Raw genomic sequence first — 13,165 nt, forward strand, 5'->3', positions numbered from 1 at the left:
GTGTGTTTTGGTTCTCCCCACCCCGCCCGCGCAACGCGCCCCCCCGCCCGCACCGCTAACTACGTATCTGAGTCAGCCCCCCCCGGCCCGCCGCCGCGACCCGGAAGCCGGGTCGCGTGACCCTGACTGCCTGTCTCGCCACCCTTGCCGTCGTGATCGGCGCCCAAACCGCCGCTGCGCAGGACGGCGGATGGACGCACTGGGGCGCCGACGAGCGGAGCTCGCGCTACGCACCGCTCGATCAGATCGATGCCGAGAACTTCGGCGATCTCGAGGTGGCCTGGGTGTGGCGCGGCGACAACTACGGACCGGATGTCGACCGGCTGATGCGCTCTACGCCCATCTACGCCGAGGGCAAGCTGTTCGGCGTGGCCGGCTACCGGCGCACCGTCGTGGCGATGGATCCGGCCACGGGCGAGACACTATGGACCTTCCGGGAGCCTCCCACCGTCCGTTGGGAGCGTTCGATGCGGAAGAACTACGGCAAGGGCGTCTCCTACGCGCAGGTGAACGGCGAGGGCCGGATCTACGTCGTGACGCCGGGGTTCTTCCTGCACGCGCTCGACCCCGACACCGGCTATCCGATTGAGGATTTCGGCGACGGCGGGACGGTCGATCTGCTGGCCGACTTCGGCTACGAGTACCACCCCACCGACGGCATCCCCTCCGAGGTGGGCTACATCACGAATTCGTCGCCCCCCATCGTGGTGAACGACGTCGTCGTCGTTGGAAACTCGCATGAGCAAGGCTATCGCCAGACCCGCCAGGAGAATGTTCCCGGGCACATCCTCGCCTACGACGCCGGGTCGGGCGACCACCTCTGGAAGTTCAACGTCATCCCGCAGTCGGAGAGCGAGTTCGGCTTCGATACCTGGGAGAACGACGCGTGGCGCTGGACCGGCAACGTGTCGGCGTGGGCGCCGCTCTCGGCCGACTCGGAGCTGGGCCTCGTCTACATCGTCACGGACCCGCCGACCAACGACCACTACGGCGGCTTCCATCCCGGCGACAACCTTTTCTCCACCAGCATCCTGGCTCTCGACGTCCGGACCGGCGAACGGCGGTGGCACTACCAGACCGTCCACCACGACATTTGGAACTACGACAACCCGACCGCACCGAACCTGATCGACATCGAAGTGGACGGTCAGACAATTCCGGCGATCGTCCAGACCACCAAGCAGTCGTACGCCTACGTGCTGAACCGCGAGACGGGTGAGCCAGTCTGGCCGATCGAGGAGCGTCCGGCCCCGCGCGGCCACGTGCCGGGCGAGTACTACGCGCCGACCCAGCCGCACCCGACGAAACCGCCAGCCTACGAGATGCAGGGGATCAACGAGGACGACCTGATCGACTGGACGCCGGAGCTTCGGGAGCGCGCCCTCGACATCCTGAACCAGTACGAACACGGCCCGCTCTTCACGCCGCCCCTCCACCGCGACAACGACCGCGGGAAGCGCGGCGCGCTGCTGTGTCCGGGCGGCAACGGCGGCACGAACATCCTGGGAGGCACCGCCGTCGACCCGACGACCGGCATCCTCTACACGGCGCACATCCGCTCGTGCGGCTCGCCGTTCCTCGTGCCGGGGGCCGAAGCGGATGCGAACGATCCGAACCCGGTCGGCCGCACAGTCGCGGACTGGGTAAGCGGCGATGGCGGCGGCGGCCTGCGCATCGAGGGGCTCCCCATCTACAAGCCGCCCTACGGCAGCATCACCGCCATCGATCTGAACCAGGGCGAGATCCTCTGGTCGATCCCGAACGGCGATACTCCCGAGCGGTTCCGGAACCACCGTCTGCTGCAGGGCGTCGACATCGGCAATACCGGCCAGCCGACCCACGCCACCGTGCTCTTGACCGACACCCTGCTGATGTATGGCGAGGGACGCGGAGGCGAAGCGAAGTTCCGTGCCGTCGACAAGGCGACCGGCGAGCAGGTTGGCGTGGTCGACATTCCGGCGCCGACCAACAGCATCCCCGCCACCTACATGCACGACGGGAAGCAGTACCTCGTGATGCCCATCAGCGGCGGACCGGACCGGCTGCCGGGGTCGCTCGTCGCGCTGACGCTTCCCGACTAGCGGGAACCACTACTCGTGGCTCTACGCGAGACGTGACTGCGCTACGCTCGCCGCTCTCGACCTGCACACGGGCGGCGATCTCCGCATCGGGGAGTGAAATACAGCAACAACCAGCTTGTTAAAGACTGGCCGCCATTCATTAATATAAGCTGGTGGCGTAGTTGCCTTATATTGAGACTTCTACCAACAACATTAAGTATGGATCGCAAGGCGGGTACGGCCACCGTGCTGGCGTTCATGGCGCTGTTGATGCCAGCCGCCGTCGCTCAGGAAGGGGAAGCCTGGCGCAAGTGGGGCGGCCCGAGCGGCGACTTCATCATCGCGGAAGCGCCGCGCTTGGCCACCGCCTGGCCGGAAGCCGGACCGCCCGAGATCTGGAGCCGTCCGCTGGGCGCCGGACACTCGGCCATCATCGCGGGCGCCGGCCGGCTGTTCACCCTGTACCGCGTTGCCTATGGCGACGGGGGCGAAGCGCCGTGGAGGGCGGAGGAAACGGTCATCGCGCTCGATGCGGCGACCGGCGAGACGCTGTGGGAGTACTCGTATCCGTCTGACGTTCAGGACTTCGGCCAGGGCGCGGGCCCGCACGCGACGCCGCTCCTCGAGAACGGCCGGCTCTTCACCATCGGGACGAACAAGGAACTGCACGTCTTCGATCCGGCGACGGGCGGGTTGCTCTGGACGCGGAACTTCGTCAGCGATTTCGGCGCGCCGCCGTTGCTCATTCGATCGATGATCAAGTCGGGCTACGGGGCGAGCCCGCTGGCCTACGGCGACACGATCATCATGCAGGTGGGGGGACCGGGGCAGTCGGTGATGGCGCTCCGGCAGTCGGACGGCGAGGTGGTCTGGCGTAGCGGCAGCTTCCTCGTTTCCGAAGCGCCGGCCGGCCTGATCACGGTCGATGGCGAGGATCAGGTGGTGGTCTTTGCGGGCCAGGCAGTGGTTGGCATGAACCCGGCGGACGGCGAGGTCCTCTGGGCGCATCCCCACGACGCGGGAAACGACTTCAACTTCCAGGTGCCGCTCTGGAGCGACGAGGACGACATCCTGTTTCTCTCGTCGGGCTACATCGCGGGGAGCCGTGCCCTCCGCCTGATCCGCGACGGCAGCATCACCCGGACCGAGGAGCTGTGGTACGACCCGCAACTCCGGTTCACGTTCCTGAACCCGCTTCGGCTCGGCGACTTTGTCTACGGCACGAGCGGTCAGGGCGCTACGGCGATCATGACCGCGACGCAGGTGGAGACGGGTGAGACCGCTTGGCGGCAGCGCGGCTTCAGTCGGGCAAGCCTGCTGCATGCGGACGGCAAGGTGATCATCCTGGAGGAGGATGGCGATCTGTCGCTCGCGGAGATGACGCCGTCCGGGATGACGACGCTCTCAACCGCGCCTGTCTTCAACACGCGCGCCTGGACCGTGCCGACGCTGGTGGGAACAACGCTCTATGCCCGCGACCGCGAACGAATCGTCGCCTTCGACTTGGCGGAATAGCTGATCGCAGGGCTGGGGCTGGCGACCATGTTGCGCCGGCCCGCGCCTCCTAGCGCTGCTGCTCGGTGAAGTCCTTGCAGGGCATCGCCCAGGTGTCGCACGAGCCCACCGGCTGATCCTTCAGATAGACGAGGCGGTTCACCGTCTCTCCCTCCGGCGTCGTCGTCGTCACCTCGATAGTCAGTTGCTGGCCGCTCGCTTCGAGCGACATCACCTCGTGCATGCGCGTCTGGCCCTGCGTTCCTTCGGCGATGAGGCGATCACCCTCCCAGCGCGACGACGCGCGCATCGTCGTGTCGCGCCCGACCGGGATGGTCCCCTCGGTGCCGGGGGTCCACGACCACGCCTTCAGTCCGTTCGTCTCGGTCCCGACGATCAGGGTGCCGTTCGCCGCGTGCGTGATGAACAGCCGATCGATCGACGCGCCCCCGCGCCCGCCGCTGAACGCTGGCGGAGTGATCCGGCTTGCGTCCCGATCCAGCGTCCAGTAGCCGGAGAAATCCGGTGCCTGGGCGGAGACGATGGCCGGACCGGCGGCGGCGAGGACGGCCAGAACGATGAGTGCGAAAGTGCTCCGCATCGGGCGGTACTCTACCTGATGGATGCGTCGGGCGCGGCGGCGAGCGGCACCCGGTCGACGTGTGCGTCGATGGTTGCGATGGTGGCGTCCGGGAGGCCGAGATGGGTTTTCTCGTTGGCCCAGGCGTCGTGAAACCGGGCAACGGTCTCGCGCGCCGTGTTGAGCACGATCGTACGGGGCAGGGAGGCCCTGTCGGCGAGGCTGCGCAGTTCGTCGATGGAGAACCGGGAAAACTCCTTCGTGCGGACACACTTCAACGCCATCGTGTCGTCGGGGAGGTACGCGATCGTCGAGACGTAGTCGTAGGCCGGGGCAAGCGCCGCCGTTCGACCCTCGCGGTACACGAGCGACCAGTTCTTCAGATGCATGTCGGCGTTGCCGATCAGCGCGTTGAAGACCAGTCGCCGGATGAACTCGGTGATACCCGGCTCTCCCGTTTCGGTCCAGATTACCTCGGCGATGTTGCGGTAGCTGGCGCGTCCGTACTTGTCTTCCGGGTAAACGCCGAAGACTTGCGCGAAGTCCTCGGCGTGCACGGCCCTGCCGTCGTCCGACCGGTCGAAGCGCCGGACCGCGAACGCCGTAGCGCCCAACCGGGTGATTCCCTCCGGGAGGTGGGCTACATCCCGAACGGGGAGCAGGCGGGTTTCCGGGACATCGATCCCGACGCGCCGGGCGAGCGTCATCATCGCCTGTTCGTTCTCGGGAAGCCCGTCAAAGGTCGGCGAGGGCAGCTTGACAATCCAGGAACCCCCGACCCCACGGGCCGGGATCGTGAGTCCGCCGGCCGTCCCGGCAACGGCGGAAAATTTCAACTGCACGCCGGCGAGTGAGAACCGGAACGGCCGGTCGTCGCGCGGCTGATCGTTGGACGACCAGTCGCGCTGCTCCCGGTCCGGCGCCGGGATCGGCGGAGCGGCCGCCGGGCGGACGGTCACCGCCCCTGGCAGGTCGTCGCCCAGCGCCCAGAGCAGAAAGAACTCGCGTTGCGACTTCACGCCGGCGCGTCGTGCCAGGTAGTCGCGCAGGGCGCCTTCCGGCAACAGGTTCGAGAAATAGGGGAGAAGGCGTGGACGTGTGGGCGGATGGTCGGTAAGCAGGCCGCCCAAATCGTCCTTAAAGGCAAGGCTCAACGTGTTGCGCCCGGGATCCTCGATGTAGTCGCGGCTGAACGCGAAAGCCACCCGGTCGTCACTGAGGCGTGTCAGGGTACCGATCGGCTCGCCGTGGAGCCGGACCTCCAGCAGATCAACGTCGGCCACGGGCGGCGTCCTCGTCGTCATCCAGACGATAGGCTGGCCTCGGCCGCGACCGTGCCGAAGGCCGACCGTCAGCTGATCGGTGCGACCGGATGATGTCGCGGACGGCCGGCGCCAGTGGGCGCGGAACCAACATCATCTCCAGGTCGAGGACGCGGGCCAGTTCGATCAGGTTCGGCAGGCGGACGTCTACCGCGGCGTTCTCAATCCTGGAAATATGCGCCTGCGTGAGTCCGCTTCGGGCGCTCAGTTCGCGCTGGCTCATACCCTTGGCGAGCCTGGCGGCCTTGAGTGCCTGCGCCGTTTCCGTCAGCGATCCGGCCATATTCTATGCAGTTTAAAGCATCAATATAGATTTAGATATAGTTTACGTTGTTGCAAGTCAACAAGATGTCGGACCACTAGGGGGCCACGGTTGGGGAATCACAGAACGCCCGACAGGTGTGACGACGTATGCGAACTGTTGCGCGATGGTCCTCTAGCAGAGATCGACTTCGGGCCAGCCAGGGATCAACTGACTAGGGTGCGGACCCTGCGGATCTGCTAACACCTATTCGTAGTCGCTGGCCGCCATCGAGAGACGGGCCACCTCTGTCTCGTTCCGGACCACGACGTGCTGGTTGGCGAAGGCGGGATGGGCCCAGAGGACCGGCCGGTTGTCCCAGCGGCCGGAGGCGCCGCCCTGCGTCTGCATGTTCGGCGTCATCAGCAGGGTGCGGTCGATCTCCTCGTAGCCGCCGGGGGTGAACCGCGCAATCAGCAGCTCACCGGTCTCGTTGATGACCAAGACGCGGTCTTCGTGCTGGACGAGGTAGGAATTCCCCCACCGTTCCAGCGGCGTCATGTCCCAGGTGGACCAGAGGTGCTCGCCGGTCGCCGCGTCGACGCCGCGGAACTCGCCGTAGCCACTGAGGCCGTACATCACGCCATCGACCATCACCGCGGTGCCGAGCGTCGCCCCTTGCGGCGGATGATCGGTCCGATCGGGGTTGGCCCCCTCCCAGAGCGGCCTCGCCGCCGGCCGGTCGGGATTGAGGGCCAGCATCAGGCCGCCGTTCTCGATCTGCGACACCAGCAGGTAGCGTCCGCTCCGGACCGGCGTGCTGATCGTCAAGCCGCTCGGGACCACGAACTCGTACTCCCACCAGGCCTCGCCGGTCGCCGGATCGAGCGAGGCGACCCCGCCGGCGTGCCAGACGATCAACTGCCGGACACCGCCCTCCTCGATGACGATTGGCGACGAGTAACCCGGCTCGTACCTCGCCTCGATGGCACGCCACCGTTCCTCGCCGGTCGCCCGATCGAACGCCACCACCATCGCGTCGGGTTCGCCGCCGAGCTGCGCGATCAGCACGTCCCCCTCGACCAGCGGCGCCTGCGAGACGCCGAAGGCGGGAACCGTCACGTCGTAGTCGACGGTGGTGTCGACCCGCCAGACCAGACCGCCGCTCGCCACGTCGAAGCACGACAGCATGCCGGCCGCGCCCAGGATGTACACGTGGTCGCCATCCACCGTCGGTGTGACCCGCGGCCCGTTCGCGAACTTGATGTGGATGTTCCGGTAGGTGGCGGGCCATTCCGCCTGCCAGAGCTCGGCTCCGGTCTCCTCGTCGAGCACCAGCAGCCGCTCGTGGCCATCCATCGTCCGGCTGCCGGGCGTCTCCTGATAATCGAGAACGAAGACCCGTCCGCCGGCCACCGCCGGACCGGCGAACCCGCCGCGGATCGGGACCCGCCACGTGGCGCGCAGGCCGCCCTCCGGGAAGCGGTCGATGATGCCGGTGTCGCGCCATATGGCGTCGCGGTTGACGCCGCGCCACTGCGGCCAGTCCTCGGCCTGGAGGGCAACCGTGAATCCGGCCGCGGCGGAGCAGAAGGCAGCAATGGCAACAGCAATGAGACGTGTGCGTGCGTTCGGCATGGTGTGGATTGAATCGCGTCAGACGGAAAGCCGGTCGAGCGGTCCGGTCACGTCGATGAAGTCACCCCGCTGGCCGCGGACGAAGCCGAGGCCGACCTGATCGACATCGAGCCCCATCGCGCGCGCGACGCTCACCAGCAGTCGCTGGTGCGGCTGGCCGCACAGGTTCGTCGAACCGCGCGCGATGACCTGCGACGGCACCCGCATCTCGGCGGGAGTCGTGTGCGGCCAGTAGAGGTACCGGCCGGTGGTAAACGCCCACTCGCCGCCGATGAGCACCGGGCAGTAGTGGCGGTAGCCGTGCCAGCCGTCCCCCAGCTCGGAGCCCCAGACAATGAGCGTGTGGTCCATCACGGATCCGCCATCCCCTTCCGGGATCGCCTCGAGCGCGCCGACGAGGCGCGCCACCTGGCGGGCGTGATGCTCCACGTAGTCGGTCATCGCGGCGTACTTCGCCGGATCGTCGTAGATGTAGTGCGCGATTCCCTTGTGCACCTTGTCGCTGATGGCGGCGGCCCCGAACTCGGCGGTAGGCATCTCGCCCAGCGTGAGGGTGGCGACCCGCGTGATGTCGCAACTGAACGCGGCGGCGATGATGTCCGCGAACGCATCGAAGCGGCGATCGTACTGCTCGAAGGCGGCGGCGGGCCGCGACGGGGCCTCGCAGTCAAGCGTGGCGAGCCCTTCGAGCCGCCCGCCGAGGCGCTCCACCAAGCCGAAGTGCGAATCGAGCCGCGCCCGCGCGGCGCCGTGCATGCGTGGGGCGAGGGAGCGGTACTCGCGGTGCGCGAAGTCGAGCGCCATCCGGCGGCGGGCGCCAACCGCGTCGCCCGACGAGGCGGGGCCGAAGACGCGGTCCCACGCCCCGGGTGGCGTGTTCTCCACCGGCAGGCGCATCCCGCCCGGCGTATAGGCGATGGGTCGGCCCGCCTCGAGCGCCGCATCGACGGACAGCTCGAGGGACGGCATCCGGTCGGGCCGCGCGATGTGCGCCGCCACGAGCTGATCGAGCGAGGCCGATGTGGATCGCGTGTCGCGGGCCGCGAAGTTGGCGTTGTTGCCAGTCCAGGCGTGGATCCAGCCCCGGTCATGACGGTTGCCGCCGGTGTCGAGCTCCGCCGTCGCGAGCGAGAGGCCGTCGAGGGCGAGGATCCGGCGGCGGTGCGGGAAGAGCGGCGCCAGCGGCTGGCTGAACGCCGACACGTCGAGCCGGGTCAGGTCGAGTTCCCACGGCGCCGTCTCGGAGACACCGTCGGCGCGCATGCGCCACGTCTCGTACGGCCAGCCATGGCAGTGGCTGACAAGGACCAGCCGGCGCGGCGGCGCCTCCTGCGCGGCCCACGCCGGGAGCGCACCGCCCGGTAGCGTCGCCCCGAGAGCGCCGAAACCGCCGATCCGGAGCGCCTGCCGCCTCGTAATCATGGATGGTCCTCCGGGCCGCCGCCCGCTACGGCCGTCCGGAACAACTCGCTGCCAACGATGGCGATCAGGAGATTCTTGATCGAGTCGTCCATCCGGAAGCGCGCCTGCAACTCCCGGACCTCGGCCGCATCGCCGGCCAGGTGATCCCCGAGGGCGTAGCGCGTCCAGTGCTGGACGTAACAGTCGCGCACGCGGTCGCTCCGGGCGAGTTGCCGCGCCAGGTCGACCCCATCGGCAAAGGTGACTTCTTCACCGCCCGCCAGGCGGAAAGAACCGCTCGCATCGACCGGCCGGCCATTGTCCTCCGCCCGCCAGCGGCCGATCGCGTCGTAGTGCTCGAAGGCGAAGCCGGGAGGGTTGATCCGCTCGTGGCAGGTGGCGCAAATGCGAGATCTGGTCGCCGCCTCGGTCCGCTCACGGTTGGTGCGTTCTGCGGTGAGGGTATCGGGAGGAAGCGCCGCCTCCGCCCCTTCGACGGGCTCGCCGAGCGGCATGCAGGCGAGTCGTTCGAGGACCCGGACGCCGCGCAGGATCGGACCGGGCTGCACCGCATACGCGCCGAGGGCGAGGACCGACGGCAGCGTGAGCACGCCGGCCCGCTCCGTCTCGGGGAACGACGCGGGATAGAGCGTGAGCGTCTTCTCCCGCCCGATCGAGGCGACGACCAGCTCGATCGGCTTCGTGACCGGCGGGCGCCCGGGGATTCGTCTAGCCCCGTCGCCGTAGATGGGCGCCGTCGCGTCCGACAGGTAACCGTGGTTGTCAGTCATCAGGGCCGTGAACGTGCCGGCGCCGTCAAAGACCGTCCGTTCGACGAACAGTTCGGTTTCGTACTTCATCGAGTGGCGCACCGGCCCCATGATGGCGGGCCATTCCAGGTCGTCGTCGCTCGCCGTCCTGATGCGCGGCGCGATGCCGAAGAGCGGGCCGAACGCACGGCGCGCGGGAGCGATCAGCAGCACGTCGTCGGTTCCGAGCCACTGGTGGTGGAACCGGACGATCGCGGGGCGCGCCTTCGGATCGTCGAGCATGCGCCGCGCCTGCCCCTCGACCTCCGCCCGGGTGCCGAGGCGGCCCGCCTCGGCCGCCGCGAACAGCTCGTCATCCGGCATCGAGTCCCAGAGGAAATAGGAGAGGCGCGAGGAAAGCGACCATGGATCGATGGATGCCGTCGAGCCAGCCGACGCCGCGCCGCCGACGGTGGGCCGCCCGGTCCGGAAGTGGACCGGCGGCGCCTGCAGAATTCCCGCGACCGTCAGCGCGACCGCCTCGTCGAGTGGCCCGGCGGCCTCGTTCTCCCTCCAGAACGTCTCGAGGCGTTCCCGCTCCGGGTCATCGAGCGGGCGGCGATAGGCGCGGCGCGCCAGGCGCTCGAGGCTGGACCAGGCGCATTCCCGCTGCGCGTCTCGTGGGAGCGACTCCCAATCGTCGCAGGTAAAGAAAGTGGGTGAGACCAGCGCGAACGAGGCGAAGTGCATCGCCGCGAGGTGCAGCTCCTCCACCTGGTAGGGCGAAGGGGCCTGCCCCTGCACGATTCCCTCGAACCCGTCGGTGCCCGCCTCGCTCGGAAAACGCCACGGCCAGACCGGGGGCGGAGGCGGCGGCGCGAATACGCCCTTGCTCGGTTCGCGCACAGGACTGAGGGCCGCCGCGAGCGCGGGGCGCTCCGGCCAGAGCTTGCCGTCGCGCGGAAAACCCAGCAGGTCGGCGATCGTGTTGTTGTACTCGGCCGGCGTCAGGGCAAGCAGCGGCGCCCCGGCCGGGTCCGGCGACTGGGCGGCGGCGCCCGGCGGCACGATCGCGCAGGCTGCCAGCGCCGGCAGAAGGCGCCGAAAGAGCCGCCAGATGGCCCGCATCGCGCGATTATAGCGGGGCCATCGGGAAGACCAGGACGATGGAAAAGCCCCAGGGGGAAGCGTCGTCGAGCCACATCTCGTTGCCGATGACGTCGCCCGCGCGCGGCAGTCCGGTGGCGACGTAGTCGAGCGATCCTTCCACCTCCACCCCCTTCAGCCAATTCCCCTCCGGCAGCCAGTTGAAGATGAGAAAGGCGGTATCCAGCTCGAAGTTCAGCTTGTGCGTGTAAACGCTCGGGTCGCCGGGCCGCTCGCCCGAGCTGAACTTGTCGACGATGTCGAAGTGGCTCTCCACCCAGCCGCCGGTCTGATCGCCGGTCAGCCAGTCGATGTTCAGTTCGAACTCGAACTCGATGCCGTTGTCGCGGAACGTCCCGCTCGCGCCAGTGAAGGGGTGGGTGTCCGTCTGGCCGGCCGGCGTGAAGATCGTCTCCAGAGTAAAACCGATCCGCGGAATCTCGGTGGGGATGCCCAGAGCCAGGATCAGCTCCGGCACCAGCTCCGTCGCCTCGCGGACGGGAGGGCCGACCGGGTTGCCGGCGGCGTCCAACTCCTGGACGCGCCCCCCGCGGCCGAGCGGCTCGAAGGTGAACGTCGGCTCCACCTTGAAGTCGGGCGTGCAGAAGACGCGGCAGGGCGGATCGTCCTCCTGCGCCGCCGCCAATGCCGGCCACGCTACCAGGATCGACGCCGCGACCCATCCCCCGATCACGGCGCCGCTCACACGTTTCGTCCTCATCCTCCCGATAGTCTTACACTGGCAGTCAATGACCGGCACTCGCCGAGGCGTCCTGGCGCTTGCCGCCGCGCTGGCGGCCGGCTGCGGCACACCGTCGCCGCCGCCACTCGATCCTGCCGACTACCCGGACGAGTACACCGGCTCCGCCGCCTGCCGCGATTGTCACCTAGAAATCCACGACCGGTGGAGCGAGACGCTGATGGCGAACGTCCTCGTCGATCCGGCCGAGCGTCCCGATGTGATCCTGGGCGACTTCGACAACCCCCATCCCCTGGTGACGTTCGGTCCGGACGACGTGACGTTCACCTACGGCAGCAAGTGGAAGCAGCGCTACTTCACACAGCGGGGGGACGACCTCTTCGTCCTCCCCGCCCAGTGGGACGTGCAGAACGGCGAGTGGCGGCGCTACGGGCCGCGCAACGAGTGGTGGGTGGAGCACTATCCGGAGGACCAGATGGAGCGGCCGACCGGCCCCCTCTGCGACGGCTGCCACTCGGTGAACTATGACCTCCCGACTCGGACCGTCACCGAGTGGAACGTCGGCTGCGAGGCGTGTCACGGCCCGGGGCGGGAGCATGTCTTCGACCCGGTGGCCGAGACGACCGTCAACCCCGCCAGACTCGATCCGGTCCGCGCCACCGACATCTGCATCGCCTGCCACTCGCAGGGCCAGCCGCATGGCAACCCGATCGACGGGGAATACGTCGACTGGCCGGTCGGCTTCCGGCCCGGCGAACGACTGAGCGATTTCTGGGAGCTCGACCCCGCCCATCTGGGCGAGGAGACGGTCACGCACTGGCAGGAAGGCTCGGCGCACAAGAACCGGATGCAGGGAAACGACTACGTCGGGAGCATGATGTACGTGAAGGGCGTCACCTGCACGGACTGCCACGACGTCCATGGCACCGAGCACGACGCGGACCTCATTGCGCCGGGCAACGAAGTCTGCACGTCGTGCCACCAGCCGTATCTGCAACCGGGGCCGATCGGATCGCTCGAGTACCACACGCAGCACGATCCCGAGGGCGAAGGCAGCGCGTGCGTCGCCTGTCACATGCCGCGAATCGCGCGCACGATCGCCGACGTCAACGTCAGCAGCCACACGTTCCGGTTCATCTCGCCCGCGGACACCATTCGCTACGGCATCCCGAACCCGTGCACGTCGTGCCACACCCACGCGGACGAAACCAACGAGTGGGCGCTGGAAGCGTTGCGCGAGTGGCCGCAGGTCTCCCCCTGGCGGGTGGCGCCGTAGTGCCTGAGTGCGCCGGCGTCCATGGTCGGTGCGCCGGCGTCCACGCCGGCATCTGGTGAACCCATGCCGCTCCACCCGCAAATCGTCCACTTCCCGATCGCCCTGATCGTCACGGCGGCCGTAATCGACCTCGTCGCCCTGGGAACCGCGCGCGGCTCGACGCTGCGGCGCGTCGCAACCGGTCTGTATCTCGCCGGCGCCGCGACGCTCCTCGCCGCCTACTTCACCGGCCGGAACGACGCCGAGCTGGTCCGCATCCCCGGCCCGGCGCACGCCCTGGTGGACGAGCACTGGAACTGGGCGCTCTGGACCACGATCTACGCGGGCGCCGTCGCTCTCGCCCGCGCCGCCCTCGAATGGACCGGCCGGATCGCCCCCCGAACGGTCTGGCTGCCGATCGCCGCGGCCGGCCTCGCGACCCTGGTCCTTCTCTACCAGACGGCCGAGCGGGGCGGGCGGCTCGTATACGAACACGGGGTCGCCGTCGCCGCTCCGCGGTGACGCCCAATCGACCCGCCAGGGTCCACGCGCACTGGCACCTCTAGGAGGCCGTGTGAA

Annotated in this window: 11 protein-coding genes; 4 read left to right on the forward strand and 7 right to left on the reverse strand. The window is 68.4% G+C overall.

Annotation, left to right across the window (positions count from 1 at the left end; genetic code table 11):
* Positions 1-116 precede the first annotated feature (116 nt).
* Both F4Y45_01660 and F4Y45_01665 read left to right on the forward strand, forming a co-directional pair.
* A complete protein-coding gene (locus F4Y45_01660) occupies positions 117-2,081 on the forward strand; it encodes a PQQ-binding-like beta-propeller repeat protein (GenBank protein MXY23212.1) in 1,965 nt (654 codons plus the stop codon).
* A gap of 198 nt (positions 2,082-2,279) precedes the next feature.
* The gene (locus tag F4Y45_01665) at positions 2,280-3,575 is read left to right on the forward strand and encodes a PQQ-binding-like beta-propeller repeat protein (protein MXY23213.1); all 1,296 of its coding nucleotides are present in this window, start codon (positions 2,280-2,282) and stop codon (positions 3,573-3,575) included.
* 49 nt (positions 3,576-3,624) lie between these two features.
* Here F4Y45_01665 and F4Y45_01670 read toward each other — a convergent pair whose 3' ends face one another.
* From F4Y45_01670 to F4Y45_01700, 7 genes are all read right to left on the reverse strand, one after another.
* Positions 3,625-4,155, reverse strand: a complete 531-nt coding sequence (locus F4Y45_01670) for a hypothetical protein (GenBank protein ID MXY23214.1) — start codon at positions 4,153-4,155, stop codon at positions 3,625-3,627.
* A gap of 11 nt (positions 4,156-4,166) precedes the next feature.
* Positions 4,167-5,438, reverse strand: a complete 1,272-nt coding sequence (locus tag F4Y45_01675) for a type II toxin-antitoxin system HipA family toxin (GenBank protein ID MXY23215.1) — start codon at positions 5,436-5,438, stop codon at positions 4,167-4,169.
* Positions 5,404-5,739 carry a helix-turn-helix transcriptional regulator gene (locus tag F4Y45_01680; protein ID MXY23216.1) on the reverse strand — a complete coding sequence of 112 codons (336 nt, stop codon included), beginning with the start codon at positions 5,737-5,739 and terminating at the stop codon, positions 5,404-5,406. Before F4Y45_01680 ends, F4Y45_01675 begins: the two co-directional genes overlap by 35 nt.
* A gap of 225 nt (positions 5,740-5,964) precedes the next feature.
* The gene (locus F4Y45_01685) at positions 5,965-7,335 is read right to left on the reverse strand and encodes a PQQ-binding-like beta-propeller repeat protein (protein ID MXY23217.1); all 1,371 of its coding nucleotides are present in this window, start codon (positions 7,333-7,335) and stop codon (positions 5,965-5,967) included.
* A gap of 18 nt (positions 7,336-7,353) precedes the next feature.
* Positions 7,354-8,757 carry a DUF1552 domain-containing protein gene (locus F4Y45_01690; protein MXY23218.1) on the reverse strand — a complete coding sequence of 468 codons (1,404 nt, stop codon included), beginning with the start codon at positions 8,755-8,757 and terminating at the stop codon, positions 7,354-7,356.
* A complete protein-coding gene (locus F4Y45_01695) occupies positions 8,754-10,613 on the reverse strand; it encodes a DUF1592 domain-containing protein (GenBank protein ID MXY23219.1) in 1,860 nt (619 codons plus the stop codon). Before F4Y45_01695 ends, F4Y45_01690 begins: the two co-directional genes overlap by 4 nt.
* Positions 10,614-10,620: 7 nt before the next feature.
* Entirely contained in the window at positions 10,621-11,352 is a 732-nt protein-coding gene (locus tag F4Y45_01700) for a hypothetical protein (GenBank protein MXY23220.1), read from the reverse strand.
* A 28-nt stretch (positions 11,353-11,380) separates the two neighbouring features.
* On the opposite strand from F4Y45_01700, the gene F4Y45_01705 reads away from it, so the two are divergent.
* Together F4Y45_01705 and F4Y45_01710 are read left to right on the forward strand one after the other, a co-directional pair.
* Positions 11,381-12,607, forward strand: a complete 1,227-nt coding sequence (locus F4Y45_01705) for a cytochrome C (GenBank protein MXY23221.1) — start codon at positions 11,381-11,383, stop codon at positions 12,605-12,607.
* Between the two features lie 63 nt (positions 12,608-12,670).
* On the forward strand, positions 12,671-13,108 hold the full coding sequence (locus tag F4Y45_01710) for a hypothetical protein (protein ID MXY23222.1): 438 nt from the start codon (positions 12,671-12,673) through the stop codon (positions 13,106-13,108).
* The last annotated feature ends 57 nt before the right edge of the window (positions 13,109-13,165 follow it).

It is taken from the genome of Acidobacteriota bacterium (assembly GCA_009838525.1).
Classification (GTDB): Bacteria; Acidobacteriota; Vicinamibacteria; order Vicinamibacterales; family UBA8438; genus VXRJ01.

Excerpts from the sequence above, each read along its gene's own strand:
- F4Y45_01665 (MXY23213.1), top strand. The coding sequence starts at position 2,280 with ATGGATCGCAAGGCGGGTACGGCCACCGTGCTGGCGTTCATGGCGCTG.
- F4Y45_01670 (MXY23214.1), bottom strand. The coding sequence starts at position 4,155 with ATGCGGAGCACTTTCGCACTCATCGTTCTGGCCGTCCTCGCCGCCGCC.
- F4Y45_01675 (MXY23215.1), bottom strand. The coding sequence starts at position 5,438 with ATGACGACGAGGACGCCGCCCGTGGCCGACGTTGATCTGCTGGAGGTC.
- F4Y45_01680 (MXY23216.1), bottom strand. The coding sequence starts at position 5,739 with ATGGCCGGATCGCTGACGGAAACGGCGCAGGCACTCAAGGCCGCCAGG.
- F4Y45_01685 (MXY23217.1), bottom strand. The coding sequence starts at position 7,335 with ATGCCGAACGCACGCACACGTCTCATTGCTGTTGCCATTGCTGCCTTC.
- F4Y45_01690 (MXY23218.1), bottom strand. The coding sequence starts at position 8,757 with ATGATTACGAGGCGGCAGGCGCTCCGGATCGGCGGTTTCGGCGCTCTC.
- F4Y45_01695 (MXY23219.1), bottom strand. The coding sequence starts at position 10,613 with ATGCGGGCCATCTGGCGGCTCTTTCGGCGCCTTCTGCCGGCGCTGGCA.
- F4Y45_01700 (MXY23220.1), bottom strand. The coding sequence starts at position 11,352 with ATGAGGACGAAACGTGTGAGCGGCGCCGTGATCGGGGGATGGGTCGCG.
- F4Y45_01705 (MXY23221.1), top strand. The coding sequence starts at position 11,381 with ATGACCGGCACTCGCCGAGGCGTCCTGGCGCTTGCCGCCGCGCTGGCG.
- F4Y45_01710 (MXY23222.1), top strand. The coding sequence starts at position 12,671 with ATGCCGCTCCACCCGCAAATCGTCCACTTCCCGATCGCCCTGATCGTC.